Below are 24,509 nucleotides of genomic sequence, written 5' to 3'. Positions count from 1 at the left end.
CCAAATCAAAGCACCCCATTTGCGGCTTGCCGACTTGGGCTTTTGCTCTAGCCTGCTGAAAGCAGACATCGAAAACAGCCGGCACGACAACGCTGCGCCGTAATCGGATCAACGTGCGTGGATGCCTTGCAAGCGAGCTGGCTGAAGGGGAACCCATGCATAACTCAACCATGCGCCACGGCTTCATTCCGCCTTACGTACTCAGCCGGATTATTGAGCACGGCTCCGCCCCACAGCGCGAGCGAGCGCTCGGCACCCTGTCCCATATTCATCATCTGCTGCCCAACCCCGGGCCACCCAACCGTCAGCCAATCGTCAGCGTGTTGCCTGAACGAGACCTGCCGGGCGAACCGCGACGCAGCATTCACGATGCAGGGCAGCAGATGTTGCTGCCTGGGATGCTGGCAAGAATCGAGGAACAGCCGCCGGTCGGCGATGCAGCGGTCGACGAGGCCTACGATGCACTCGGCAACGCCCACAAATGCTTCTGGCAGGTGTTCGGGCGCGACTCGATCGACAATCATGGTTTCCCGCTGATCGGCACGGTGCACTACGGCGTTGGCTACGAGAATGCTTTCTGGAACGGCGCGCAGATGGTCTTTGGCGATGGTGACGGCGAGATTTTTAATCGCTTCACGCGGTCTCTGGATGTCGTGGCGCACGAGCTGACCCATGGCGTCATCGAAAGCGAGGCCGGGCTGCTGTACTCCGATCAGTCCGGTGCCCTGAATGAATCGCTATCCGACGTGTTCGGCGTGTTGGTGAAACAGTTCAGCCTCAAGCAGACAGCGGACCAGGCCGATTGGTTGATCGGCGCCGAGTTGCTGACCGACAAGGTGAGCGGCTCGGCACTGCGCTCAATGGCCAGCCCCGGCAGCGCCTATGACGACCCGCTGTTGGGCAAGGACCCACAGCCAGCGCATATGCGCGACTTTATCGACACCCGTGACGACAATGGTGGTGTGCACCTGAACTCCGGCATTCCCAATCGCGCGTTCTATCTCGCCGCTCGGGCGCTCGGTGGTTATGCCTGGGAGAAGGCTGGGCGCATCTGGTATGACACCCTTTGTGATCAGCGTTTGGCCAAGGATGCGGATTTTGTCGCGTTCGCTGGTTTGACGCTCGATAACGCGGTGATCCGCTTCGATGGCGGCAGTAGCGAGGTTCAGGCGGTAAGGCAGGCATGGACAGATGTCGGTGTCCTTGTGCCGTAAACAGGCCCCAACGAGGCGACGTCATGAAACAGCTACCACCGCTGGGCAAAGAAGCAACCGTTCGCCTCTCGCGGCAGGGCGGGTTCGCCGCGATGCAGGCACTCTCTCTGCCGCGTGAGATCGATTTCGCCAGCTGTGACGAACGCCAACGCGGCCAGATTTGCTCCGTGCTGGAAGGCTGCCTTCCGTTGGCAAGTGCCGACGCCGGGCAGGGCGATCGTCGTTACTACCAGATCGAGCTTCATTACCGCGAAAACGAGCATGACGGCGAGATGCTGCTGCAAGTCCCCGAAGAGCAAGCGCCTGGGGAGCTGGTGCGTTTGTGGGACAAAGGGGAGCTGCTTTGAGGCCGGCTTGGCCATCGGAGCTTGAGCGGCGCTAGAATCCCGGGCCCGGTTTTACAGGAACCACCCGCATGTCTGATTTGCCAACGATCGCTTTTGCCGGCATCGGCCTGATGGGCCTGCCAATGTGCCGCCGGCTGCTCGCTGCCGGTTATCGATTGACGGTCTGGAACCGTTCCCCCGAAAAATGTGCGCCCCTGGTAGAGGCTGGCGCGCGACAGGCTGGCAATCCGGCCGACCTGTGCAGTGACGCAGACATGGTGCTGCTTTGTCTGGCAGACACCGCGGTGGTACGTGAGGTGGTGTTTGGTTCGGGTGGTATCGTCGAGGGAGCAAAAGCGGGCCAATTGCTGGTCGATCATTCCAGTCTGGAGCCAACGGCCACGCGCGCCATGGCCGCCGAACTCGAATCCCGCAGCGGCATGCGCTGGGTCGATGCACCGGTGTCCGGCGGTACGGCGGGTGCCGAGACGGGCAGCCTGGCAATCATGGCAGGCGGGCGCGGCGAGGATGTCGAACGGGTTCGACCCGTGTTGGCACACCTCGGCCAGCGGTTGACCCACATGGGCGACGTCGGCGCCGGCCAGGTGACCAAAGCCTGTAACCAGATGATCGTCGCCTGTAATGCATTGGTCATCGCCGAAGTGGTGGCTTTGGCCGAACGCTGCGGGGTCGACGCCACTCTCATCGCGTCGGCACTGGCTGGCGGTTTCGCCGATTCCAAACCGCTGCAGATCCTCGCCCCGCAAATGGCCCACAGCGAGTTCGAGCCGGTGAAGTGGCGCGTTCGCACCCTGCTCAAGGACCTCGACACGGCCGTGCAGCTCTCTCGTGAAGCAGGCGGGGCCACGCCCATGACCGGCCTCGCCGCACAGCTGATGCGCCTGCACGGTAGTCAGGGCGAGCTGGAAAATGACCCTTCCACGCTGGTCAGGATGTTTCGGGAGCAAGATCAATGAAGATTGCAGCCAACCTGTCCATGTTGTTCACCGAACTGCCGTTGGCCGAGCGCATCATGGCCGCTCGGATTGCCGGGTTCGATGGCGTAGAAATCCAGTTTCCCTACGAGCTCCCGGCGCTGCAGCTAAAGGAGTTGCTGGAGCGTGCGGGTCTGCCGCTGGTGCTGATTAACCTGCCTGCTGGCGATTTCATGCAGGGCGGTGCGGGGCTGGCGGCGGTGCCGTCACGGCAGGCTGAGTTCGATACGGCGCTTCAGGAAGGCCTGACCTATGCGGCCATGACGCGCCCACTGTGCGTCAACGTCTTGCCGGGCCGGCTGGCCGAAGGTGTCACGCGTGAGCAAGCCTTGGAAGCCCTGGTAGCCAACCTGCGCAAAAGCGCCGAGGCGTTCGCATTGCTTGGAGTTCGAGTGGTGTGCGAGGCGATCAATCCGCTCGACATGCCCGGTTTTCTAATCAATACACCCGCGCATCTGCAAGCGCTGCTGGAGCGTGTCGACCATCCTAATTGCCAGGCTCAGCTGGACCTCTATCACATGGCCCGTCAAGGGCTGGACGTCGCCGCGGGTATCCGGCTGCTGGGATCGAGGATAGGTCATGTGCAGTTCGCTGACTGTCCCGGCCGTGGTGCGCCCGGCACGGGTTCGATAGCGTTCGGACCGCTACTCGAAGCGTTGCAAGCGGTGGGCTATTCCGACTGGTTGGCGGCTGAATACCGCCCCGATAGCGCCGGCACCTCAAACAGCCTTGGTTGGCTAGAGGCTTGGCAGCAGAGCTGACCCGTCGCATCGGCCGGCATCAGCGAAAGTGATGGTGACAGACAGACGCACGTTAGAACCCTAGAGTCAGTTCCGAGAATCGGTCGGCGCACGACCGACGCATAACAATAAATCGAGAGCGACGTCATGCAGCCATCCACCCAAGCCGCGAACGCCTGGCGCGTCCTGTTTCTGCTGTTTCTGGCCAACCTGTTCAATTTTTTCGATCGCACCATCCCGGCAATCATTGCCGAGCCTATCCGCCTGGAGTGGGATCTCAACGATTTCCAGCTGGGCTTGATCGGCACCGCTTTCACCATCATCTATGCGATCGCCGGCGTGCCACTGGGCCGCATGGCCGACATCGGCTCACGGCGCAAGATCATGGGCTGGGGCTTGACCGTCTGGAGCGGGCTGACCGCTGTAAACGGTCTGGCCTGGAATTTCTGGACTTTTCTGCTGGTGCGCATGGGCATCGGCATCGGTGAGGCCAGCTATGCGCCCGCGGCCAATTCGCTGATTGGCGATCTGTTTCCGGCGCACAAACGCGCTCGGGCCATGGGTATCTTCATGCTAGGGCTGCCGCTGGGTCTGCTGCTGGCCTTCTTCACCATTGGCTCGATGGTGGAATATTTCGGTAGCTGGCGCGCACCGTTCTTCATTGCGGCAGTGCCTGGTCTGGTGCTGGCGCTGTTCATCTTTTTCGTCAAGGAACCCCAGCGTGGCGCGGCGGAAACGGTGAAAGTGTCGCAGGCGCGTGTGGAGCAGCCGATTCGCAAGGTGTTCGCGATCCGCACGTTCTGGTGGCTGGTGCTGGCGGGGCTGGCGTTCAACTTCGCCACCTACGCCTGCAACGCCTTTATGGTGCCGTTGCTGATGCGCTATCACGCGGTGCCGCTGGTGGAGGCGTCGATCGCCACCGGGGTGATCGTCGGCTTGACGGGTTTGGTCGGTTTAACCCTCGGCGGTTGGGTAGCAGACAAGATCCATCAACGCTTTGCCCGCGGCCGCCTGATCTTCGCCGCGGTGAGCATGCTTATCGCCACCGCTCTGACCGGTTATGCGTTGCTTGCCGGGCGGATTGAAGTAGGCGTGTTCGTCGCGGTCTTCAGTATCGGCTGGCTGTTCTCCTACAACTTTTACACCTGCGTTTACACAGCCATTCAGGACGTCGTCGAACCACGTCTGCGGGCCACAGCCATGGCTCTGTTCTTCGCCGGTCTGTATCTGCTTGGTGGTGGCATGGGCACGGTGGTGGTGGGGCTGCTGTCGGACCACTTTGCCGAGTCGGCAATGCTTGCCGCGGGTGCCAGCGAGATGAGCGAAGTCTTCCGCGCCGAAGGTCTACACGGTGCGATGTATCTGATCCCCGGCTCGCTGCTGCTCACCATGGTGTTCCTGTTCCAGGCCTCCCGCACTTTCTGCCATGACGCCAAGCGCATGACGGACGGCATGACCGACTCCGCGGCCGCAGCCGCTGCCGAGCCGTCACTCGCCTAACGGCGCTCCACTGCGGCGGCGCTCGACTGCCGCAGTGGTTTGCCTGGTTGAGTCCGCCCGACGATTGGCCTGCATTTGCTGGCAGGCTCGCATAAACTGCGCGGCCGTTTTTAGAAGTCCGGACCGCACATGCATAACCCGTCCCCCGCCCCCGCCCCCGCCCGCGCCTGCGGCATCGACTTCGGTACCTCCAATTCCACCGTCGGTTGGTGGCGTCCTGACGCCGAGCCGCTGTTGGTGCTGGAAGGCGATCAGCAAACCTTGCCCTCGGTGGTGTTCTTTAACACCGAAGAGTGTCGTCCGGTCTATGGTCGCCTGGCCTTGGCCGAATACCTGGAAGGCTACGAAGGGCGTTTGATGCGCTCGCTGAAAAGCCTGCTCGGGTCCAAGCTGCTCAAGAGTGAGACGACCGTGCTCGGCGGCGCCATGCCGTTCAAGGACATTCTCGGGCTGTTTCTCGGGACCCTCAAACAACGCGCTGAAGAGCAGGCCGGGCGCTCGTTCGATGAGGTGGTGCTGGGCCGCCCGGTGTTTTTCGTAGACGACGACCCGGATGCAGATAGGGAAGCGGCGAATACACTCGCCGCTGCGGCCAACAAGATTGGTTTCAAGGACGTCTCTTTCCAGTACGAACCCATCGCTGCAGCGTTCGACTACGAGTCGCGCATCGAGCGGGAAGAGCGCGTGCTGATCGTCGACATCGGAGGCGGTACCTCGGACTTTTCACTGGTGCGGCTGGCACCGGAGCGGCGGCAGATCGATGACCGTCAGGACGACATCCTTGCTACCTCTGGCGTGCACATCGGCGGTACCGATTTCGACAAGCAGCTCAGCTTGCAGGGGGTAATGCCCCTGTTCGGCTACGGCAGCCGGATGAAAAGCGATGCACCCATGCCCACCAGCACTCATCTCAATCTGGCCACCTGGCACACGATCAACGCGGTCTACGCTCCAGCTTCGCTGCGCGCATTGCAGAGCATGCGCTACGACATTGTCGACCCCACCGGAATCGACCGGTTGTTCAGCCTGATCGAGCAACGCGCCGGGCATTGGCTGGCGATGCAAGTCGAGCAGGGCAAGATTGAATTGACCGAGCATGAACGCTTCCTGATCGACTTCGCGCGAATCGAATCCGGCCTCGAAGCCACACTCACGCGTCCTGTATTCGAAACGGCGATCAACCCCCTGCTCGAACGAATCCGCACCAATGTCAGTCAATTGCTCAAGAGTGCCGGGCTCAAGCACGAGGACATCGACACGGTCTTCTTCACGGGCGGCTCCAGTGCGATCCCGGCGCTGCGCAATAGCGTCGCCGCCTTGCTGCCACGGGCACGCCACGTTGAAGGCAATCGCTTCGGCAGTATCGGTAGCGGCCTGGCCATCGAGGCGCGCAAGCGCTACGGTTGAATCGCCCGTCATGCCTGCTGTGCGAGTGTGGCAGCGGGCCTGAACGGGAGTTGTCATGGGCTACAAGCTGCGTCCGCAAGACCCTGCCGCCGAGGTGCGAAAAGTTGCCCGGCAGGGCATCGACAAAGCCATCGAGGCGCTGAGCGTTGCACCCGAAGACCGCGCCGAGGGCGTGCATCAGGCGCGCAAACGGTTCAAAGAGTTGCGGGCGCTTCTGCGCCTGGTGCGCAAGCCGCTGAGAAACGAGTTTCAGCGAGAAAATCACCGTTTGCGGGATCTGGGGCGCGCCTTAGCCGAGTCACGTGACGCCACTGCCATGTTGGAAAGCTGGGATGCGCTGGCAAAGCGTTTCCCGGACCTGTTCGCCGAGGCGGATTTCAAGCTGACCCGGCGTCGCCTGCAGGCTCGAGCGAAGCAGGCCGAAAGTGGCACTACCGACCTCGATTCGCGCATCGGCAAAGTGATCGATGAGCTGAAGGATGCGCGAAGCTGCATCGACACCTGGTCACTTCAAGCCAAGGGCTTCGACTTGCTGTCTGGCGGTGTCGAACGCACCTACGCAGACGGTTGCGCTGAGCTGGCCAAAACCAAGATCGATCTCAGCGACGAACAGCTCCACCAATGGCGCAAGCGGGTCAAGGATCACTGGTACCAGACCAGGCTACTGACGCCGAGTTGGCCGAAGCTGATGCAGCTGCGCAGCGACTCGCTCAAGGATCTGGCGGATCAGCTGGGCGATGATCACGATCTGGCGGTGCTGACGGAGCTGACGCAGGCTCAGCCGGCATTGTTCGGCGACGACACCCTGCGTGAGCGACTCAACACTGCCATAGCAGAACGTCGGAGCGAGTTGCAGAGCGCCGCGCTCAAGCTGGGGGAGAAGATCTATTCGGAGGCGCCTAAGGAGCTGGTGGCACGCTGGCAGCGCTATTGGGACGTCGCCGCCGACTGACCAAACTCAGCTGCGCTGCACGATGAGCCAGGCATCAGGCGGCCTGGCTGTTGATCTCGTGAATCTTCAGCATTTTTTCCAGCTCCGTGCGGATGAAATCATCGTTGCAGCCGGGCAGGTACTCACGCAGCTTGCGGATCACCCACTGCTGGCCGCGGTCAACGAAGGTCAGGCGCTCTTCCAGCGACTCGATGGCCATGGCCTTACCGTAAAACGCGCCGGTTTCGCGGTTGGGCTCGATGTTCAGATGATTCATGCAGTTCAGGACCAGCCGGCAGCTGTCGACCTCGCCCTGGCGGATCTGCTCGAGCAACTTCTGCTGGGTTGGATCGTTGCACTGCTGCAGGCTTTCACCGGCGACCTTGGCCCCGGCGCGCTCCGCGCTCAGCAGGTCTTGAAGCAGTTGTGCTTCCCCTTCGGCGGTGTTCAGCATGTTCTGTTCACTCATGTCAGGTCTCCTGTTCAGCAGCCGGTGCACGGCGGGTGCCGTGCACACTGTCGACTGACGTGGAAAGGTCAGAGTTTCTTCGCTGAGACAATCTTGACCGGCGTCAGCGGTACGTTCTGCATCATGCTGCGGTTGCCGGTCGGCACCTGGGCGATCTGGTCGACCACGTCCATGCCGCGCACCACCTTGGCGAATACCGCATAGCCGAAGTCGCGGCTGCCATGGTCAAGGAAGTCGTTGTCACGGTGGTTGATGAAGAACTGACTGGTCGCCGAGTCGACGTTCTGTGTGCGCGCCATGGCGAGGGTGCCACGTACGTTGTGCAGACCGTTGTCGGCCTCGTTCTTGATCGGCTCACGGGTCTTCTTCTGGCTCAGACCCTCGTTAAAGCCGCCGCCCTGGATCATGAAACCAGGGATCACGCGGTGAAAGACGGTGCCGTCGTAGAAGCCGCTTTCGACATATTCGAGAAAGTTCTTCACGCTGACGGGGGCCTTTTCGGCCTCCAGCTCGATTTCGATTTCGCCCATGCTGGTGTTCAGCAGTACGTGAGGATTCTCCGCGGCGAACAGGTTGCCGGCGAGCAGCAGTGAGCAGGCGGCGAGTGCGAGTCGTTTCATGGTCTATTCCTGGTATGGGTAAGCCTGGGTCAGCCCGTTCATGCAGGCCGGTTGCACAGGTGCTTCAGCCGTCGTGCTTGATGTTGCTCACCGGCTGAACAGGCGATTGCGCTTGTGCATCGTACGTCCTGATCAGGTCGATGAGAATCTGTGTGGCCGGACCGAGCGGTTTGTCGGGGTTCGTGTAGAGGTAGAAAAGCGGCCGGCGAACGCTGCCCTGAACCAGAGGCAGCGGCTTGAGGGCTCCTTCGGCCAGTTCGCGATGAATCATGTGCCGAGGTAGCCAGGCAAAGCCCAGGCCGCTGCTGACGAAGCCGACCGAAGTGGCCAGGCTGCCGACCGTCCAGCGTTGTTCGGCCCCCAGCCAGCCGCTGTCGCGCGGCTGGCGCTGGCCGGAATCGCGCACCACCACCTGCATCTGGCTTTGTAGATCCTGGACGCTGAGCTTGCGTTGCAGCTGATGCAGCGAGTGGTTGGGGTGCGCGACAGCAATGAATTCGACAGTGCCCAATTCCTGGCCAAGGTAGCCGGTGATATCCAGACCGCTGATCGCCAGATCCGCTGTGCCGTCCTTTAGGACCTCTTCAACACCGGACAGCACTTCTTCACGCAGCCGCACCCGGCAACCTCGGCTTTGCGGCATGAAGGCGGTCAGCGCACGGATCAGCTTGGCGTTGGGGTAGGCGGCATCGACCACTAGCCGCACTTCAGCTTCCCAGCCTTGCTCCATGTGGTGCGCCAGCTCTTCCAGCTGCCCGGCCTGGTTGACCAGCTGCCGGGAGCGGCGCAAAAGCACTTCACCGGCATCGGTCAGTACCGCCTTGCGACCATCGATACGTAACAGGGGGACGCCTAATTGCTCTTGCATGCGCGCCACCGTATAGCTCACCGAGGATTGCGAACGATGCAGCATTTCGGCGGCCTGGGCGAAGCCGCCGTGGTCAATCACCGCCTGCAGGGTTCGCCATTGATCAAGGGTCACACGGGGCACTTTCATTCCATTGTTTTCCTGTTGCGTCGGTCTGGTACGCTGGCGGTCGCCTATTCGAGGAGCCCACATAAAAAATGAAAAGACTCTGCTTCGCTGCGCTCGTCATCTTCCCACTGAGTGCGCTTGCCGTCAGCTACCCCGTGGACCTCGAGCAGGAGCTCAACGGCGCCGAGGTGCTGGCGAGCACCGAGACCATCGACCGCGATATGGCTGGCCTGGTACTGCAGAACCTTGGGGACCGCCCGGTCGAGTGTACCGCCTCGTTTCGCAACGGGCCGGAAATGCCGCGCACTCGACGGGTGACGCTCGAGTCAGGGGAAAGCAAGCCCATGACCGCCAAGTTCAAGCGCGATGTGATCCGCCTGCGCATCAAGCTGACCTGCGAGCCTCAGTGACGTTGGCCTGACTCGCGCTATCCGACGAGGCGGCGAGCGAGGCCAATGCCGTTTGTCACGAGCTGAACTTCCGGTTCTAGCTACCGGTCAGCCTGTCGTCGCGTAGTACAAAGACGACTCTGCACGCGTCGGACGGGTTACTCTATGCCACGTTTTTTTCGACTTGCTTGAGGTGTCACCCTTGTTTGACCAATTCGCCCTCCACGAACGCCTGCTCAAGGCGGTCGCCGAACTCAAATTCGTCGAGCCGACCCCGGTGCAGGTAGCGGCTATCCCCCCCGCGCTGGAAGGGCGTGATCTGCGGGTGACGGCCCAGACCGGCAGTGGCAAGACCGCCGCCTTCGTGCTGCCAATGCTCAATCGGCTGATCGGCGATGCCGTGGTGCGTACCGATGTGCGTGCGCTGATCCTGCTTCCGACCCGTGAGCTGGCCCAACAGACGCTCAAGGAAGTCGAACGCTTCTCGCAGTTCACCTTTATCAAGTCAGCGATGATCACCGGCGGCGAGGATTTCAAGGTCCAGGCGGCGATCCTGCGCAAGGTGCCGGACATCCTCGTCGGCACACCAGGCCGCATGATCGAACATCTCAACGCCGGTACCCTGATCCTCAAGGATGTCGAGTTGCTGATCCTTGACGAAGCCGACCGTATGCTCGACATGGGCTTCGCCGAAGACGTGCAGCGCCTGGTGGGAGAATGTGCCAAGCGTCAGCAGACCCTGTTGTTCTCGGCTACCAGCGGGGGCGCCGCGCTGCGCGAAATGAGCGCCGCCGTGTTGCGTGATCCGTTGCACCTGCAGCTCAACCGCGTTAGCGAGCTCAACGAAGGTACGCGCCAGCAGATCATCACGGCCGAAAACACCGAGCACAAAGAAAAGCTGGTGCATTGGCTGCTGGCCAACGAGACCTACAAGAAAGCCGTGATTTTCACCAACACCCGCGTACAGGCAGACCGCCTCTATGGCCGTCTGGTCGCGGAAGGCGTGAAGGCCTTCGTTCTACATGGCGACAAGGATCAGAAAGACCGAAAGCTGGCCATCGACCGGGTCAAGGAAGGCGGGGTCAAGGTGCTGGTGGCCACCGATGTGGCCGCGCGTGGGCTGGATATCGAAGGTCTGGATCTGGTGATCAACTTCGACATGCCGCGTTCGGGCGATGAATATGTACACCGGATCGGCCGCACCGGCCGCGCTGGGGCTGAAGGCTTGGCTATCTCGCTAATCTGCCACAACGACTGGAATCTGATGTCGAGCATCGAGCGCTACCTCAAGCAGCGCTTCGAACACCGCGTCATTAAAGGCCTGAAAGGCAGCTACATGGGGCCGAAGAATCTAAAGGCCTCGGGCAAGGCCGCCGGCACCAAGAAGAAAAAGGACGACAAGAAAAAAACCGCGGACAAGAAGGGCAAGGCCGCAGCCAAGCCAGTAGCCAAGCGGCCGAAGAACGCCAAACGCGAAGCGCCGGCGTCACCGCTCGTCAGTCAGGACGGTCTCGCGCCTCTACGGCGGAAAAAGCCCGCAGCAGAATGATCTGCAATAGCCGGGGCGGCATCGCTGCCCTGGCTCGTTTCCATGCTTAACGCTTTTCGGCCGGTGCGATATCGGCCTGCTTCTCAGCCTGCTCCACATGCATGATGCGCTTCTCGTAGGCTTCGCATTCGCTGCCCAACTGCTCGGCAGTCTGCTTGACCTCCATATCGCGCAACTCTTCATTGATCTCCGCGGCTCGCTTCGGATTGCTTTCCGTAAGGGCGTTGACTCGATCAGCGAGCTGCTTGGCCTTGGCATTGATCTCGTCGGTGGTGCATTGGTCGGCGAGCACTGGCTGGCTTGCCAGCAGGGCAAGGGTAAAAGGGATGATCAGGCGTTTCATGGCGCGCTCCTTATTAACGACCTATCTGGTGGATCGCCAGTGGCGCGCTTTAGTTCAGCCTTTTGCGGTTGCGCTGGATCGAACCATGCCGCGGCGGATGGGGTCCGAATAACAATGGCCGCCTCCCGAAGCGGCGCAACAGGAGAACGGACATGACCTACGACTGGGACTTGATGCTACGCCTGCTGCGCGAAGCGCAGAAATCCGGAAACGAGAGCTTCGCGCCACGTCAGTACGCTGACGAGCATGCCTTGGCGGCGGAAGAGGCCGGCCAGCCAATGCCCAACATGGATTCCTTGAAGGCCGAGGCGCAAAACTACGAGAGCCTGCTGTTCGAAGGTGGTTTCATGGTGACGCGTCCGGAGGAGCAAGGCGGCAATGGCGAGAATTTCGTGCTGACTGACCGAGGCGTGCGCCTGATGGAGATGCTTGAGGGTGGCGCAGGTCGAACCGAGAACCGTCGCCGTCTGGACGAAAAGGGTGAGGCGGCTTTGACCCCGGAAGTATTCGACAGCGTAGCGGCAGCAGGCTAGCTGCCGGTAGGAAGACGCCCCGCCGATGCGGGGCGCCGGTTGGGTCTTTACCGCAGCGGACCAACGGCCCCGCAAGATTTGTTAGCGGCGTGCTTCTGCAATATCGGCAACTGAGGGCGAGGTTTGCCGCTTTTTACGTCCAGCGACAGCGCATAGTCGCCCCACCAAGGCCCGGCCGCCCAGTACGTACTGGGAATGCAATGCTGGCCCAGGTACTGGAGCAGGTTGTCCATGGCAACCACGGCCGATGGTGAGAAGTCCGGCGCCCCGTGCTCACCGATGAAGCCCCGCAGACGATATCGGGTCAGCCATTCGACGAAGGGTTTTGCGCGAACCACGCCAATCATCGGGTCGTACTTCTCGTAGCGGTTGGTGTAATAGCCCGAGTAATCCTTATCGAAATACAGATGGGCCTCGAACATCAGGTTGTTGTTTGGGTCGCGCATCCATGAGTCCTTCACCAGCTGAGTGTTGTAGGACGGCCAGTGGAAGGCGCTTGACCAGCGATCGCCCGCAATGACGACCCAGTTCTCGGCGTCCAGGGTGCGGATACTTTTTGCAGCAGCCAGTGCGGCGGCGGGCCACTTACCATTGGTGGTGTGGGGCTCGTTCATCAAGCCGTAGCCGTAGACTGCCGGGTGGTTAGCGACCTTTTGTGCAATACGCCGCCAGGCATCGGCAAACGCGCTCACGGGCACCTCGTTAGATCCGATCATCTTGCCGTGGTAGCGGTAGTAGTTATGCATGTCGAGGATGACCTGCATGTTGTATTTCTTTGCATGGTCGAGCGTTGCCAGCATGCGGCCTAGCTCAACGCTGTTCAGCTCGCCGTTGAGTCGCGGCTGAATCCGTTCCCAGCGAAACGGCAGGCGCACCAGCTTCAGATTGCGCTCAGCGTAACGCTTGAAATCAGCCTCTCCTGGATAGATGTACTGCTTCAGGTACACACCGGGCAGTGCGACATCTGCACCGAACTCCGCGCCGGCCAGGTTGATGCCGACCAGATTGATCGGATTCGCCGGCGCCACTCCGCCGGTAGCGGGTGCAGTGCTGCCAGCGCTTGGGCTCGTATTGCTGAAGCCGGTGCTGCTAACCGAGATGGTGCGGGGATAACCTACTGCCTTGCCGTTGATAGGGCCGCCATCGACCATGACGGTCATGTTGCCGCCGGAATGGTAGATCAGCTTGATGGTGCGCACCTGGCCGTCAGAAAAACGGATTTTCGCGCCCTTGTGGAATGCCGCCTTGTTCTCCGCCGTTGCCTTGACCGAAATACCGACGAATTTGCTGGTGTTGTACACGCCGTTGACGAAATCGCCGCCGTTAAAGGCGTTGAGTGCAGTCGTCATGGAGGAGCCGGTCGCAGGTTGGCTAACGACCGGCTCTGGCGCCGGCGCAGCGGGCTTGCTTGGAGCAATTGGCGAAGCCGGAGCAGTGCTGCTGGTGGCCGAGAACAGCTTGTTCGGGTAGCCGAGTTTGCCGCTTAGGGTCGCCCCGGAAAGCATTAGGCTCATGTTTTTGCCGGACACATACACGGCGTTGATCTTGCGCACCTGGCCGTCAGCCAACTTCACCGAGGAGCCGACCTTGAAGGCCGAGCGGTTCGCGCTGCTGGCGGGAATCGAAAAACCTGCCGACCTGCGCCATACACCATTCAACCAGTCGTTATTGGTGTAGTTGTTGATTGCGCTGCTGTGGGATGAAGTATCAGCTGCGGCGTTGTTGCTGGGCGCAGTTACGGCACTATCTGCAGCGGCACTTACGCCAAGGGCCGAGACGCTTTTCGGATGGCCATTCTTGGATGCATTCAGCGTCGCCCCCGAGAGCATCACGCTCATGTGGGCGCCTGAAAAGTAAACCACTTTGACGGTGCGGACCTGCCCGTCTGCCGTCCGGACCTGGGCGCCTTTCTTGAACGCCGCTTTATTGGCTGCTGTGGCAGGGATCGAAAGACCGGCCGACTGGCGCCAGCTACCTTTGAGCCATTGCGGACCGGTGAAGTCATTGACCTTGGCAGTGGCGACTGTCTGCAGAGCGGAAGCCGTTGAGGCTGCAGCGGCGTGGGCCGTCTGGATTGGGCTGATCATGCCTAGAGTGGCTGCGAATAACGCAGCACCGAGCAGCACGTTACGTGTGCTAACCGTCGCTTTGACGAGCATTGATATCTCCGAAACTTAATACGACAAAGGGCCGAAGTCCTTTAAAAAGTGCGAAGGCATCCAAAGACCCATGCATCGAACGAAGCACCGACCGTTGACGCCACCAGGCAACGCTTTAGCGCCTCAGGAAGTTCCCGGTCGCTGCGTGCATAGGCTTTATATAGATTGATTATTAAATTTTGAACTTATATTGGCGCCAAAAAATCACATAAATCAAAATATTTAATGGCTGACTGCTATATAGCCACTACATAGTGGCTTATAAATATTGAAATGACATTATCAAGCAAGTTCCTGATTTAACTGATTTTGAATGCGGGACTACGAAGCTTGACGGCTAAATTGGCCGAGCGTTACCGCTTTGCTTGAGCGGTTTGACTTTGAATGGTCATGCGCTTGGTTTTATTGCAGAGTGTTTCAGAGCGAAGCCGCATTGTTCTAAGCGTCTGCAGGTTGCAATCGTAAGGAAATAAGGTGGGTTGACGGGCCGTGGCCGGCCCGTTGATCAACGAACCTGTTGCAGGCTGTCGACAGTCAGTTCCAATGCTTTGCGCATGTCCAGGCGAGCGGAGCGGCCAATGTCCTGATTGTCGAGCTGGTAGCTGCGCTCAGATGGCAGGATCGGCGCGGTCAGGTCATCAGCTTCAACTGCTTCGAAGTCGCTGTTGCGGCCGATGGTGAGCGCGCTTCGACGCAGCAGTTCACGCAGCTGTGCCGGCTCGAGGGCCGGGTTGATCGACAGCATTGCACCGACGACCCCCGTCACCATTGGCGTGGCATACGAGGTGCCGCAATGCACCTCACCGCGCTTGCCGAGTTCCAGCGTTGCCGCTCGGGTGCATGCCGAAGCGGTGATATCGACTCGCATGTCGATATTGGACGATGGGCGCTTGGTCACGTAGTCCGGGTGGTCAACCGGTACGCTCTTGCTGAAGTCGCGCTGATGCGCGCCCACCACCAGCAGTTGGTCAGTGATGAAGGAGGAGGGCAGCCGATAGTCGTCCTGGCCGGAATGCGCCGATCCGTTCCCGGCGGAGTTCACCACCAGCACGTCCGGATGCTCGCGGCGCAACCAGAGGAAGAATTCCTCAAGCAGTTCTTCATAGCCGCTCATCGCCACGCCGGAGCGCACCAGTGAATCGATCTTCTCGCCGTCCACGTCGAGTGTGCCGACGCGGTGAATCCCCCAACTCCAGTTCAGCACACGCACGCCGTCCTCGACCAGATTGACCGAGGCCGCGACGTTGGCGGTGATGCCTGCATCCGAGTTGCGCTCGACGATCACCTCGAAGCCGGAGCTGGTCGGTTCCAGAGCGCTGAGGAAGCCGCTGTCGCCTGGGTCGACGCTGCGTGCCGCGAGGATGCCGGTGACGCTGGTGCCGTGGTCCGCAGGAGACTCGGCATCACGCGCGTAGACACAGGTGCGTGGCTTGGCTGGGTCGCAGCTGCCCAGGTAGGCCGCGAATTCGGGCGAATCGAAGTCAACGTCGCGCTCGATGATGCCAATCCGTACCGGATGGGTCTTGATCGAAGGTTTCTGGCCGGGCAGCCGGTGCAAATAGAAATCCACGGCATCGAGAAAGCGGTTGGCCACCCATTCACTGTTGCGAGGCTTGGTTTGCGTGTCTTCTTCCAGCGGCTCCTCGGCACCGGATTCCTCGATAACCACCGCATCCACGCTTGTTTCGCTACCCAGGCGCAGCACCAGCGCGTCGCGATCGGTCAGGTTCTTGGCCGGCAACCGCAGCTGATAGGTATTGAGTGGGGCAATGGCGCCAACCACTTCGGCGCCATACTTCTTCGCCAGGCGTCGCGATTCCTCCAGTCCGTCGTGATCCTCTTCGATGATCAGGCTGACCAGGTCCACGTAGGTCGTCAGGCCATCCATGTTCTTGGCTACTTCGTCCGGGCTCGCCGGCACGACGTGGCTGCCGTTGAGGGTGAGCCAGACCGGATTGCTGTGGCGATCGCCTTGCTCCAGCCAGAGCGGACCGCTCTGGTGATCCTTTCGGTTCAGTGTCAGGCGGAGTCGCCCATTCTTTCGCTGAGCGGTTTCGACGGGTTTGCCGCCTAGCATCACTTGCAGATCCGCCTTGGCGACGCCTTCGCTGCGCAGGCAGAACGTTAGCTGCTCGGTGGAAAACAGGTCGCCGCAGCGCTGAAGGTCTTTGAGTCGCAGCGGCTGTTCCTCAGCAGCAGCGCTGCCAAGGCCAAGCGCGAGGGTGAGGGCGGATACGTATTGGGTGATGAGCCTCATGGACGACGTTGCAGGTAGTGCACGCTGAACAAATCCTGAGCATCGGTCCATTGGCCGCTGCAGTCGAAGCCTGCGCTATTGGCCAGGTCGGCAAACGACTGCAAGGTGTATTTGTAGGAGTTCTCGGTATGCAGGCTTTCACCCGCATCGAAATGGAACCGCTGGCCCTCGATCATCACGTCCTGCGCCTCACGGCTGACCAGGTGCATCTCTATCCGCGAGTCCTGCTCGTTGAAAAATGCCCGGTGGGTAAAACGCGACGGGTCGATATCACTATCGAGCTCCTGGCGGATGCGCTGCAACAGGTTGAGGTTGAACGCGGCCGTGACGTGGGCGCGATCGTTATAAGCTGCCTCCAGGACGCTGCGGTCCTTGACCAGATCGACGCCGATCAACAGGCCACCGCCCGGTGGCAGGATTGCATGCAGATGCCCGAGCAGTTTGCGCGCTTCCAGCGGGGTGAAATTGCCAATGCTTGAGCCCGGGAAAAACACCAGCGGATGATGCAAGGTGAAATCGTCCGGCAGTTTCAGCTCGTCTGAGAAATCTGCGCAGGCTGCGTGCACTTCGAGCCAGGGATAGTCTGCGGCGAGGCGCTGGGTACTCGTGAGCAGGAAGTCTTCAGAAATATCGATGCCAAGGTAACTGACCGGCCGCAGCCCCTCGAGCAGCAGGCGTACCTTGCGGCTGGCACCGCTGCCCAGCTCGATCAGGTCGGTCTGTGGGCCGGCGATTTCCAGTATCTCGTTTGCCGCCTTGGCGAGGATCTTTTCCTCGGTGCGGGTCACGTAATACTCGGGCTGCAGGCAGATCTGCTCGAACAGCTCCGAGCCGCGTCGGTCGTAGAAAAACTTCGGCGAGATGTGCTTCGGCGATGCGGCGAAACCTTCCAGTGCCTCGTCGCGCAGGGAGCTGTCGTGGGTCGGCTGCGTCTGGTCATGAAAGTGTACGGCTAGTGCCATGTTTCATAGCTCCCTGGCCAGGCGCAGCCCGGCGAATTGCCAGCGCATCGCCGGCTGAAAAAAGTTGCGGTAGGTGGCGCGGATGTGCGACTCAGGTGTAGCGCAACAACCGCCGCGCAAGACCATCTGACCGGACATGAACTTGCCGTTGTATTCGCCCAGGCTGCCTTCCAGCGGATGGAAGCCGGGGTAGGGCCGATAGGCGCTGGCGGTCCATTCCCAGACATCACCGAACAACTGTGCCGGCCCCTCATGTGGCACGCTGGGACAAACAGGTTGCAGATGGTCGCTTTCCAGAAAGTTGCCGCGCCGTGGCTGGTCGGTGGCGGCGACCTCCCATTCGGCTTCCGTGGGCAACCTGGCGTCGGCCCAGCGTGCATAAGCGTCCGCTTCATAGAAGCTGATGTGGCAGACGGGCGCTTCGAGGTCCAGTGGCTGTAATCCGGCAAGTGTCATTTCGCACCAGCCGCCGTCCTCACGATGCCAATACAGCGGGGCGTTCCAGCCGTGCTGGCGGATATGCGCCCAGCCATCGGATAACCAGAGTTCGCTTCGCGCATAGCCGCCGTCTGCGATGAACGACAGGTACTCGCGGTTGCTGACCAAGCGGTCGGCCAGCTGAAAATCTTCGACGAATTGGCGGTGTCGCGGCGTCTCGCAGTCAAAGGCGAAGCCACTACCAGCATGGCCGATATGACGCACGCCACCGGCATAGCTGTGCCAGCGAACACGGTCGTTATGCCGTGCGGGTGCAGGTTTCAAGTCGCTGCGATAGACAGGGTGCAGCGGGTTCTGCGCAAGGATGTGCTTGATGTCCATCAACAGCAATTCCTGATGCTGCTGCTCGTGCTGCAGGCCCAGCTCGACCCGGTGCATGATTTCGGCGGCGTGCTGTTGTGGCGGATGGGTCAGCAGCTCGCCCATTGCCCGGTCGACATGCTGGCGGAACCGGTAGACGTCTTCTACGCCAGGGCGCGAGATCAGCCCGCGCTGAACCCGTGGGAACGGCGTGCTGTGTGTTTCGTAATAGGAATTGAACAAATGGTCATACGCCGCGTTCAGCGGTTTATAGCCGGGTAGATAGGGCTTGAGCAGAAACGCCTCGAAGAACCAGCTGATATGCGCCAGGTGCCATTTCGGCGGGCTGACGTCGGGCATGCTCTGGATGACGTAGTCTTCGATCTGCAGCGGTGCACAAATTGCTTCACTGGTGGCGCGAACCTGCTGGAAACGCTGCAGCAGGTGATCCATATCGGCCAGCACCGGTTGCTGTTTCGGCTGTTGTGCCAGGTTACCCATGGACATCCCCCTGATCGAAGCATGGAGCGGCCAAAAACCGCCTCTATAAGCGACCCGAAGCGAGGCGCAAAAGTTTCTGCGGCGTGCGGCTGGTCGCCTCTTTCAAGATATTCATGAAAGCAGCCCAGCATTGAATCGCCAGGCTGCTCGACGCTCATCCGCCTTCCATCATCTGCTGTTCCACAGCTTGGCCGGTCCAGCCTGAAAAAAAACCGACCGGCTAATCGGTCTCCACCGGCGGGACTGGCCGGATCAGAATTTCGTTAACGTCCACATGGCCTGGTTGCGACAGCGCATAGACTACCGCGCGAGCAATGTCGTCGGGCTGTAGCGCATAGGGGGGCGGCTGGTCGAACAGTGGTGTATCGACCATGCCTGGTTCGATCAGCGTGACGCGCACGCCGGTGCCGCGCAGCTCTTCGCGCACGCTCAGGCCCATGCCGGTCACCGCCCATTTGCTGGCGCTGTACATGGAGCCGGGGATCACGAAGCGGCCCGCGGCTGAGCCGGTCAGCAGCAAATGGCCACGGCTGGCCTTGAGCGCTTCGAGGCTGCAGCGCAGCGTCAGGCCGACGCCGTAGACGTTGGTGAGCAGCATCTCGCGCCAGATTTCCGGATCGGCGCCACTGAAGCCGCCTTCGCTGCCCGGCATGCCGGCATTGGCGTAGACCGCATCGAGCTGGCCGAAATGATTGAGCGCCTGCTCCACCATGGCCTGTTGCTCGGCGTATTCCTTCACGTCACAGCGGATCGCCAACGCGCGCTCAGGGCCGCCAAGCTCGTTCACCAGTCGCGTCAGCTTATCCTCGGAGCGCGAGGCGAGGGCAACGCGGTACCCGGCCTCGGCCGCGAGGCGGGCAGTGGCAGCGCCTATCCCGGAGGAGGCTCCGGTGATCAGAAGTACCGGGTCGCTCATGGTCGTCCTCGTCAGCTGGCAGAAGCCTCAATAGTTCGGCGGGGTTTCCGGGATGCCGGTGTCATCATCGAGGGCTGGCATGGTCCAGGGCTCGAGGCGCTGATCCTTGTCTTCGACATCCAGCCTGGCTTGCTCGATGACGCTGCCGAGGCGCTGTGGGCTGGTGTATTCCTCGCGTGACACGTTGGCAACGCGTAGCACTTCGGTACCGCTGCCCGACATCACGGTAAAGCCGAAGCTGTCGTCGTCAGGGTTGGCGCTGGTCACGCAACCGCAAGGTAGAAAGGCTTCTGAAACGAGCTGCATCGCTTCGTCCAGGTTCAAGGCTTGGTTGCTCATGGGTTTCTCCGTCTTCGGGCTGTATGAAGTGGACCGCCAAGCGGCGCTGCCGTTTCCTTTGACGCGACGGGATGTGCTGAGTCGGCCTTGTGGATGAGCCGCTGCGGCAGCATATTCAGGAGATGACAGACTCTCTCGCCCACGCAGCGCTGGCTGCGTTCCACCCTGCAGTGGCCGGCTGGTTCGGTCGCAGCTTTCCGGCGCCGACTCCCGCTCAGGCCCGCGCCTGGCCTCTGATACGCGCGGGCCAGTCGACGCTGGTAGCAGCGCCGACTGGCTCGGGCAAGACGCTCACGGCCTTTCTCGCCGCCATCGACCAGTTGGTTCAGCAGGGCATTGCCGAAGGCGGTCTCCCGGACCAGACCTCGGTACTCTACGTCTCGCCGCTCAAGGCGTTGTCCAACGATATCCACGTGAATCTGGAACAGCCGCTGGCGGGTATCTCCGCGCAGCTGCAAGCGCTCGGTCTGCCACCGCTGGAAATTCGCACCGCCGTGCGCACCGGCGACACGCCGCAGGCCGAGCGCGCGGCGATGCGCAAACGGGTGCCGCATATTCTGGTAACAACGCCGGAATCGCTTTATGTGCTGCTCGGCTCCGAGTCCGGTCGGCAAATGCTGGCCGGTGTGCGCAGCGTGATCGTCGATGAGATTCATGCCATCGCCGGTAACAAGCGTGGCAGCCATCTGGCGCTGTCGCTGGAACGGCTGGAGGCGTTGTGCGCGCGACCGCTGGTACGGGTCGGCCTGTCGGCAACGCAGAAACCCATCGAGGCAGTTGCTGATTTTCTGGTCGGTGCGGGGCGCCGCTGCGAAATCGTCGATGTGGGCCACGGCCGTGCGCGTGACCTGGCGCTGGAGGTGCCTCCGGTCCCGCTGGAAGCGGTAATGAGCAACGATGTCTGGGAGCTGGTGTACGACCGGCTTGCCGCGTTGGCGGCTGAACATCGGACCACCCTGGTTTTCGTCAACACCCGGCGCATGGCCGAACGGGCCGCGCGGCATCTCAGTGAGCGTCTCGGCAACGCAGTGGTCGCCGCCCATCACGGCAGCCTGGCGCGCGAGCAACGGCTGGATGCCGAGCAGCGCCTCAAGCGCGGCGAGCTTCGGGTGCTGGTGGCTACTGCTTCGTTGGAGTTGGGCATCGATATCGGTGATGTCGAACTGGTCTGCCAGCTGGGCTCGCCGCGCTCGATTTCCGCCTTCCTGCAACGCGTCGGGCGCGCCGGACATCAGGTCGGTGGCGTGTCCAAGGGGCGCCTGTTTCCCAGCTCACGCGACGATTTGATCGAATGCGCCGCCTTGCTCGACAGCGTGCGTCGCGGTGAGCTGGATACGCTGGTGATTCCCAAAGCGCCACTGGACGTGCTGGCGCAGCAGATCGTGGCCGAGGTGTCGTGCCAGGAGTGGCAGGAGGCGGCGCTGTTGACGCTGATTCGCCTGGCGATGCCTTACGCACAATTGAGCGAGACGGACTATCAGGCGCTGCTGGCAATGCTCGCCGAGGGCTACACCACCCGTCACGGTGCGCGCGGCGCCTATCTGCACCGCGACTTGGTCAGCCGCAGTCTTCGCGGACGCCGCGGCGGCCGTCTGACCGCGCTGACCTCCGGCGGCACCATCGCTGACAATGCCGACTATTCGGTCCTGCTCGAACCCCAGGGCTTCAATATCGGCACGGTCAACGAGGATTTTGCCGTTGAGAGTCTTGCCGGTGACGTCTTCCAGCTGGGCAATACCTCCTACCGCATCATCAAGGTCGAATCTGGGCGGGTGCGGGTAGAAGACGCGCAAGGCCAGCCGCCGAATATCCCGTTCTGGATAGGCGAGGCGCCTGGGCGTAGCGACGAGTTATCCGCAGCGGTGGCGCGACTGCGAGGGGAGGTTGATGAGCGTCTGGCGGAAGCTGAGTCTCGTAGGAGCCAGCTTGCTGGCGATGCTCTTACGCGGCCTGGGATCGCCAGCAAGCTAGCTCCTACAAAAGCGGAAGGTGCCGATGCTTCAGCGGGGTCCTCACGGCTCCAGCCCGCCATCGACTGGCTCACCGACACCCTTGGCCTGCCAGACGCCGCGGCGCGCCAGATCGTCGAATACCTTGCCCGTGCTCGTTCCGCCCTGGGCGCGCTGCCGACGCAGCAACGGTTGATCATGGAGCGCTTCTTCGACGAATCCGGCGGCACCCAGCTGGTTATTCACTCGCCGTTCGGCAGCCGGATCAACCGCGCTTGGGGCCTGGCGCTGCGCAAGCGCTTCTGCCGCACCTTCAACTTCGAGCTCCAGGCCGCGGCGACCGAGGATGCGATCATCTTTTCGCTGTCCACCAGTCACAGCTTCCCGCTCGATGAGGTGTGGCGCTACCTGCACCCTAACAGCGCCGAGGCGGTGCTGATCCAGGCACTGCTCGATGCGCCGCTTTTCGGTGTGCGCTGGCGTTGGAACGCGACTACCGCTCTGGCGCTGCCGCGGATGGCCGGCGGGCGCAAGGTGGCCCCGCAGCTGCAGCGAATGAAGAGTGAAGATCTGCTTGCCACCGTTTTCCCGGACCAGGTCGCCTGCCTGGAGAACATCGTCGGCGAGCGGGAGGTGCCGGACCATCCGCTGGTTGCACAGACGCTCAATGACTGCCTGCACGAGGCCATGGACAGCGAAGGCTGGCTGGCGCTGTTGCGGCGCATCGAGGCGGGCCAAATCGAGCTGCTGGCGCGCGACCTGCCGACACCGTCGCCGCTGGCCATGGAAGTGCTGGGCGCGCGGTCGTACGCCTTTCTCGACGATGCGCCACTGGAAGAGCGCCGAACCCAGGCCGTGCTCAATCGCCGCTGGACCGACCCTGAATCTTCCGATGACCTCGGCGCGCTGGATGCCGCTGCGATCCAAGCGGTGGGCGAGGAAGCCTGGCCCCAGGCACGCAATCCGGATGAGTTGCACGAAGCGCTGACGGGGCTCGGCTGCATCGCTGAAGTGGAAGTGCAGGCCGATCCCCAGTGGCTGGCCTGGCTGAGCGAACTGGCTCGTGGCGGGCGCGCAACGCGGATGCAGGTCGCGCAGGATCGCGCGCTCTGGTTACCCATCGAGCGTCTGGCGCTGTTGCAGTCGATCTATCCCAGCGCTCGTTGCGAGCCGGTCCTCAAACCGTTGCCCGGCTTCGATCAGAAATCGAGCGAAGACGACGCGTTGGTCGAGCTGATCCGCGCGCGCCTGACCGGCTTCGGCCCCTTGCCGGTACCGCTGATCGCTCGGCCGCTGGCCTTGCCGGCCTCGGCGGTTGCGCTGGCGCTGACGCGCCTGGAGTCCGAAGGCTATGTGCTACGCGGCCGCTTCACGCCTGGCGCACGTGAAGATGAGTGGTGCGAGCGGCACCTGCTGGCGCGTATCCATCGTTACACGGTCAAGCGCCTGCGCCGCGAAATCGAACCGGTCGAGCGCGCCGATTTCATGCGGTTTCTGTTCGACTGGCAGCACCTATCCGAGGCCACGCGAATGCAGGGCCGCGAGGCGCTCGGTACCGTGGTCGAGCAACTGGAAGGTTTCCAAGCCGCTGCGGGTGCTTGGGAAAGCGACCTGCTGCCTGCGCGGTTGAAGGATTACGGCGGCACTTGGCTCGATGAGTTATGTCGCTCCGGGCGCATCGTCTGGACGCGCCTGGCCGGGCGGATCAAAGCCAGCAGCGGACCGGTGCGTGGCACGCCCATCGTGCTACTCCCGCGCCGGCAGCTGGCAGCCTGGTATGCACTGGCCAGCGAGGCGCCGCAGCCCGAGCTTTCTTCACGCGCGCAGCGGGTGTTCGAGACGTTGCAAGGGCAGGGTGCTTTGTTCTTCGACGAACTCCAGCAGGAGGCACGCCTGTTGCGCAGCGAACTGGAGGATGCTCTGGGTGAGCTGGTCGCGGTAGGGCTGGTCAATGCCGACAGCTTCGCCGGTCTGCGGGCGCTATTAGCGCCCGCTGCGAAGCGTTCACGCAGCACGCGACAGAGCCGCGGCGGAGCTTTCATCGGCGGCATGGCTGATGCCGGTCGCTGGGCTTTAGTGCACAAAGGCGCGCCAGCGCCGGTCGAGACCTCGGCGCGTCGGCCCGCGCTCGACCCCGAAGCGCTGGAGTACATTGCGATGACCTTGCTGCGTCGCTACGGCGTGGTGTTTTGGCGCTTGCTGGACCGGGAGGCGGATTGGCTGCCGCCCTGGGGGGATCTTCTGCGGGTCTACCATCGGCTCGAAGCGCGGGGCGACATTCGCGGCGGGCGTTTCGTGGCGGGCGTGCCGGGCGAACAGTTCGCCTTGCCCGAAGCGGTTGGCCTGCTGCGTGGGGTACGCAAGCGCCCGCTGGCCGGCGAGATGATCGCCGTTTCGGCGGTCGACCCGTTGAATCAGGTCGGCACGCTGCTACCTGGCGAGCGCGTACCCGCTATCGCAGGCAACCGCATCCTCTATCGTGACGGTGTACCCCTGGCGTTGCTGATTGCCGGAAAACCGGAGCTGCTCGCAGAGCTGGACGAAGACGACCAGCGAAAGGCCAGGCAGCTGCTGGCGGTGGCGCGGCGTTAGTACTGCACCGACTCCCATGGTGGGAAGGGTTGAACGTGCGAGAT

General features: G+C 61.9%; 21 protein-coding genes. 11 read left to right on the top strand and 10 right to left on the bottom strand.

Translation table 11 applies throughout. The features are described from left to right. Positions 1 to 155: 155 nt before the first annotated feature. From ACQKIK_RS13780 to ACQKIK_RS13750, 7 genes are all read left to right on the top strand, one after another. Positions 156 to 1,214 (top strand): M4 family metallopeptidase, encoded by a 1,059-nt coding sequence (locus tag ACQKIK_RS13780; protein ID WP_499136344.1) that lies wholly within the window; start codon positions 156 to 158, stop codon positions 1,212 to 1,214. Between the two features lie 23 nt (positions 1,215 to 1,237). Continuing rightward, complete coding sequence (locus ACQKIK_RS13775; RefSeq protein ID WP_499136343.1) at positions 1,238 to 1,561, top strand: protealysin inhibitor emfourin; 324 nt, start codon at positions 1,238 to 1,240, stop codon at positions 1,559 to 1,561. A 68-nt stretch (positions 1,562 to 1,629) separates the two neighbouring features. Next, entirely contained in the window at positions 1,630 to 2,517 is an 888-nt protein-coding gene (locus tag ACQKIK_RS13770; protein WP_499136342.1) for an NAD(P)-dependent oxidoreductase, read from the top strand. Next, positions 2,514 to 3,296 carry a hydroxypyruvate isomerase family protein gene (locus ACQKIK_RS13765; RefSeq protein ID WP_499136341.1) on the top strand — a complete coding sequence of 261 codons (783 nt, stop codon included), beginning with the start codon at positions 2,514 to 2,516 and terminating at the stop codon, positions 3,294 to 3,296. The genes ACQKIK_RS13770 and ACQKIK_RS13765 overlap by 4 nt, the downstream gene beginning before the upstream one ends. Before the next feature lie 126 nt (positions 3,297 to 3,422). Then, the gene (locus tag ACQKIK_RS13760) at positions 3,423 to 4,775 is read left to right on the top strand and encodes a spinster family MFS transporter (RefSeq protein ID WP_045425079.1); all 1,353 of its coding nucleotides are present in this window, start codon (positions 3,423 to 3,425) and stop codon (positions 4,773 to 4,775) included. A gap of 129 nt (positions 4,776 to 4,904) precedes the next feature. Next, complete coding sequence (locus ACQKIK_RS13755) at positions 4,905 to 6,182, top strand: Hsp70 family protein (protein ID WP_499136340.1); 1,278 nt, start codon at positions 4,905 to 4,907, stop codon at positions 6,180 to 6,182. Between the two features lie 55 nt (positions 6,183 to 6,237). Further along, positions 6,238 to 7,134: a CHAD domain-containing protein gene (locus ACQKIK_RS13750; protein ID WP_499136338.1), complete on the top strand. Its 897-nt coding sequence runs from the start codon at positions 6,238 to 6,240 to the stop codon at positions 7,132 to 7,134. A 34-nt stretch (positions 7,135 to 7,168) separates the two neighbouring features. Here ACQKIK_RS13750 and ACQKIK_RS13745 read toward each other — a convergent pair whose 3' ends face one another. The 3 genes from ACQKIK_RS13745 to ACQKIK_RS13735 all read right to left on the bottom strand — a co-directional run bounded on the left by ACQKIK_RS13745 (position 7,169) and on the right by ACQKIK_RS13735 (position 9,199). Further along, entirely contained in the window at positions 7,169 to 7,582 is a 414-nt protein-coding gene (locus ACQKIK_RS13745; protein ID WP_499136337.1) for a DUF6306 domain-containing protein, read from the bottom strand. 68 nt (positions 7,583 to 7,650) lie between these two features. Next, positions 7,651 to 8,202 carry a peptidylprolyl isomerase gene (locus ACQKIK_RS13740; RefSeq protein ID WP_045425088.1) on the bottom strand — a complete coding sequence of 184 codons (552 nt, stop codon included), beginning with the start codon at positions 8,200 to 8,202 and terminating at the stop codon, positions 7,651 to 7,653. A gap of 64 nt (positions 8,203 to 8,266) precedes the next feature. After that, positions 8,267 to 9,199 (bottom strand): LysR family transcriptional regulator, encoded by a 933-nt coding sequence (locus tag ACQKIK_RS13735; RefSeq protein WP_045425095.1) that lies wholly within the window; start codon positions 9,197 to 9,199, stop codon positions 8,267 to 8,269. Positions 9,200 to 9,267: 68 nt separating this feature from the next. Between ACQKIK_RS13735 and ACQKIK_RS13730 the strand changes: the two genes are divergently transcribed. Together ACQKIK_RS13730 and ACQKIK_RS13725 are read left to right on the top strand one after the other, a co-directional pair. Then, on the top strand, positions 9,268 to 9,588 hold the full coding sequence (locus ACQKIK_RS13730; RefSeq protein ID WP_045425097.1) for a hypothetical protein: 321 nt from the start codon (positions 9,268 to 9,270) through the stop codon (positions 9,586 to 9,588). Positions 9,589 to 9,769: 181 nt separating this feature from the next. Further along, the gene (locus ACQKIK_RS13725; RefSeq protein WP_045425099.1) at positions 9,770 to 11,116 is read left to right on the top strand and encodes a DEAD/DEAH box helicase; all 1,347 of its coding nucleotides are present in this window, start codon (positions 9,770 to 9,772) and stop codon (positions 11,114 to 11,116) included. A 46-nt stretch (positions 11,117 to 11,162) separates the two neighbouring features. On the opposite strand, the gene ACQKIK_RS13720 is transcribed toward ACQKIK_RS13725, so the two are convergent. Next, complete coding sequence (locus ACQKIK_RS13720) at positions 11,163 to 11,459, bottom strand: hypothetical protein (protein WP_046162525.1); 297 nt, start codon at positions 11,457 to 11,459, stop codon at positions 11,163 to 11,165. A 152-nt stretch (positions 11,460 to 11,611) separates the two neighbouring features. Between ACQKIK_RS13720 and ACQKIK_RS13715 the strand changes: the two genes are divergently transcribed. Next, positions 11,612 to 11,992, top strand: a complete 381-nt coding sequence (locus ACQKIK_RS13715) for a hypothetical protein (RefSeq protein ID WP_046162524.1) — start codon at positions 11,612 to 11,614, stop codon at positions 11,990 to 11,992. 47 nt (positions 11,993 to 12,039) lie between these two features. On the opposite strand, the gene ACQKIK_RS13710 is transcribed toward ACQKIK_RS13715, so the two are convergent. From ACQKIK_RS13710 to ACQKIK_RS13685, 6 genes are all read right to left on the bottom strand, one after another. After that, positions 12,040 to 14,151, bottom strand: coding sequence for a glycoside hydrolase family 5 protein (locus ACQKIK_RS13710; RefSeq protein ID WP_499136335.1), 2,112 nt, complete (start codon positions 14,149 to 14,151; stop codon positions 12,040 to 12,042). 505 nt (positions 14,152 to 14,656) lie between these two features. Further along, entirely contained in the window at positions 14,657 to 16,408 is a 1,752-nt protein-coding gene (locus tag ACQKIK_RS13705; RefSeq protein ID WP_463307314.1) for a S8/S53 family peptidase, read from the bottom strand. Then, the gene (gene egtD, locus ACQKIK_RS13700) at positions 16,405 to 17,370 is read right to left on the bottom strand and encodes an L-histidine N(alpha)-methyltransferase (RefSeq protein ID WP_046162521.1); all 966 of its coding nucleotides are present in this window, start codon (positions 17,368 to 17,370) and stop codon (positions 16,405 to 16,407) included. Before egtD ends, ACQKIK_RS13705 begins: the two co-directional genes overlap by 4 nt. 3 nt (positions 17,371 to 17,373) lie before the next feature. After that, complete coding sequence (gene egtB / locus ACQKIK_RS13695) at positions 17,374 to 18,669, bottom strand: ergothioneine biosynthesis protein EgtB (RefSeq protein WP_463307338.1); 1,296 nt, start codon at positions 18,667 to 18,669, stop codon at positions 17,374 to 17,376. Positions 18,670 to 18,889: 220 nt separating this feature from the next. Beyond that, entirely contained in the window at positions 18,890 to 19,585 is a 696-nt protein-coding gene (locus ACQKIK_RS13690; protein WP_499136334.1) for an SDR family oxidoreductase, read from the bottom strand. Positions 19,586 to 19,612: 27 nt separating this feature from the next. Then, positions 19,613 to 19,924 carry a DUF1652 domain-containing protein gene (locus tag ACQKIK_RS13685; protein ID WP_045425111.1) on the bottom strand — a complete coding sequence of 104 codons (312 nt, stop codon included), beginning with the start codon at positions 19,922 to 19,924 and terminating at the stop codon, positions 19,613 to 19,615. Between the two features lie 122 nt (positions 19,925 to 20,046). Here ACQKIK_RS13685 and ACQKIK_RS13680 point away from each other — a divergent pair, with 122 nt between their 5' ends. Next, the gene (locus ACQKIK_RS13680) at positions 20,047 to 24,465 is read left to right on the top strand and encodes a DEAD/DEAH box helicase (protein WP_499136333.1); all 4,419 of its coding nucleotides are present in this window, start codon (positions 20,047 to 20,049) and stop codon (positions 24,463 to 24,465) included. Positions 24,466 to 24,509 lie beyond the last annotated feature (44 nt).

The organism is Pseudomonas sp. NPDC047961 (assembly GCF_050272435.1).
Taxonomy (GTDB): domain Bacteria; phylum Pseudomonadota; class Gammaproteobacteria; order Pseudomonadales; family Pseudomonadaceae; genus Stutzerimonas.
The sequence above is the reverse complement of the archived record's forward strand: the minus strand, read 5'-3'. Positions and strand labels throughout refer to the sequence as shown.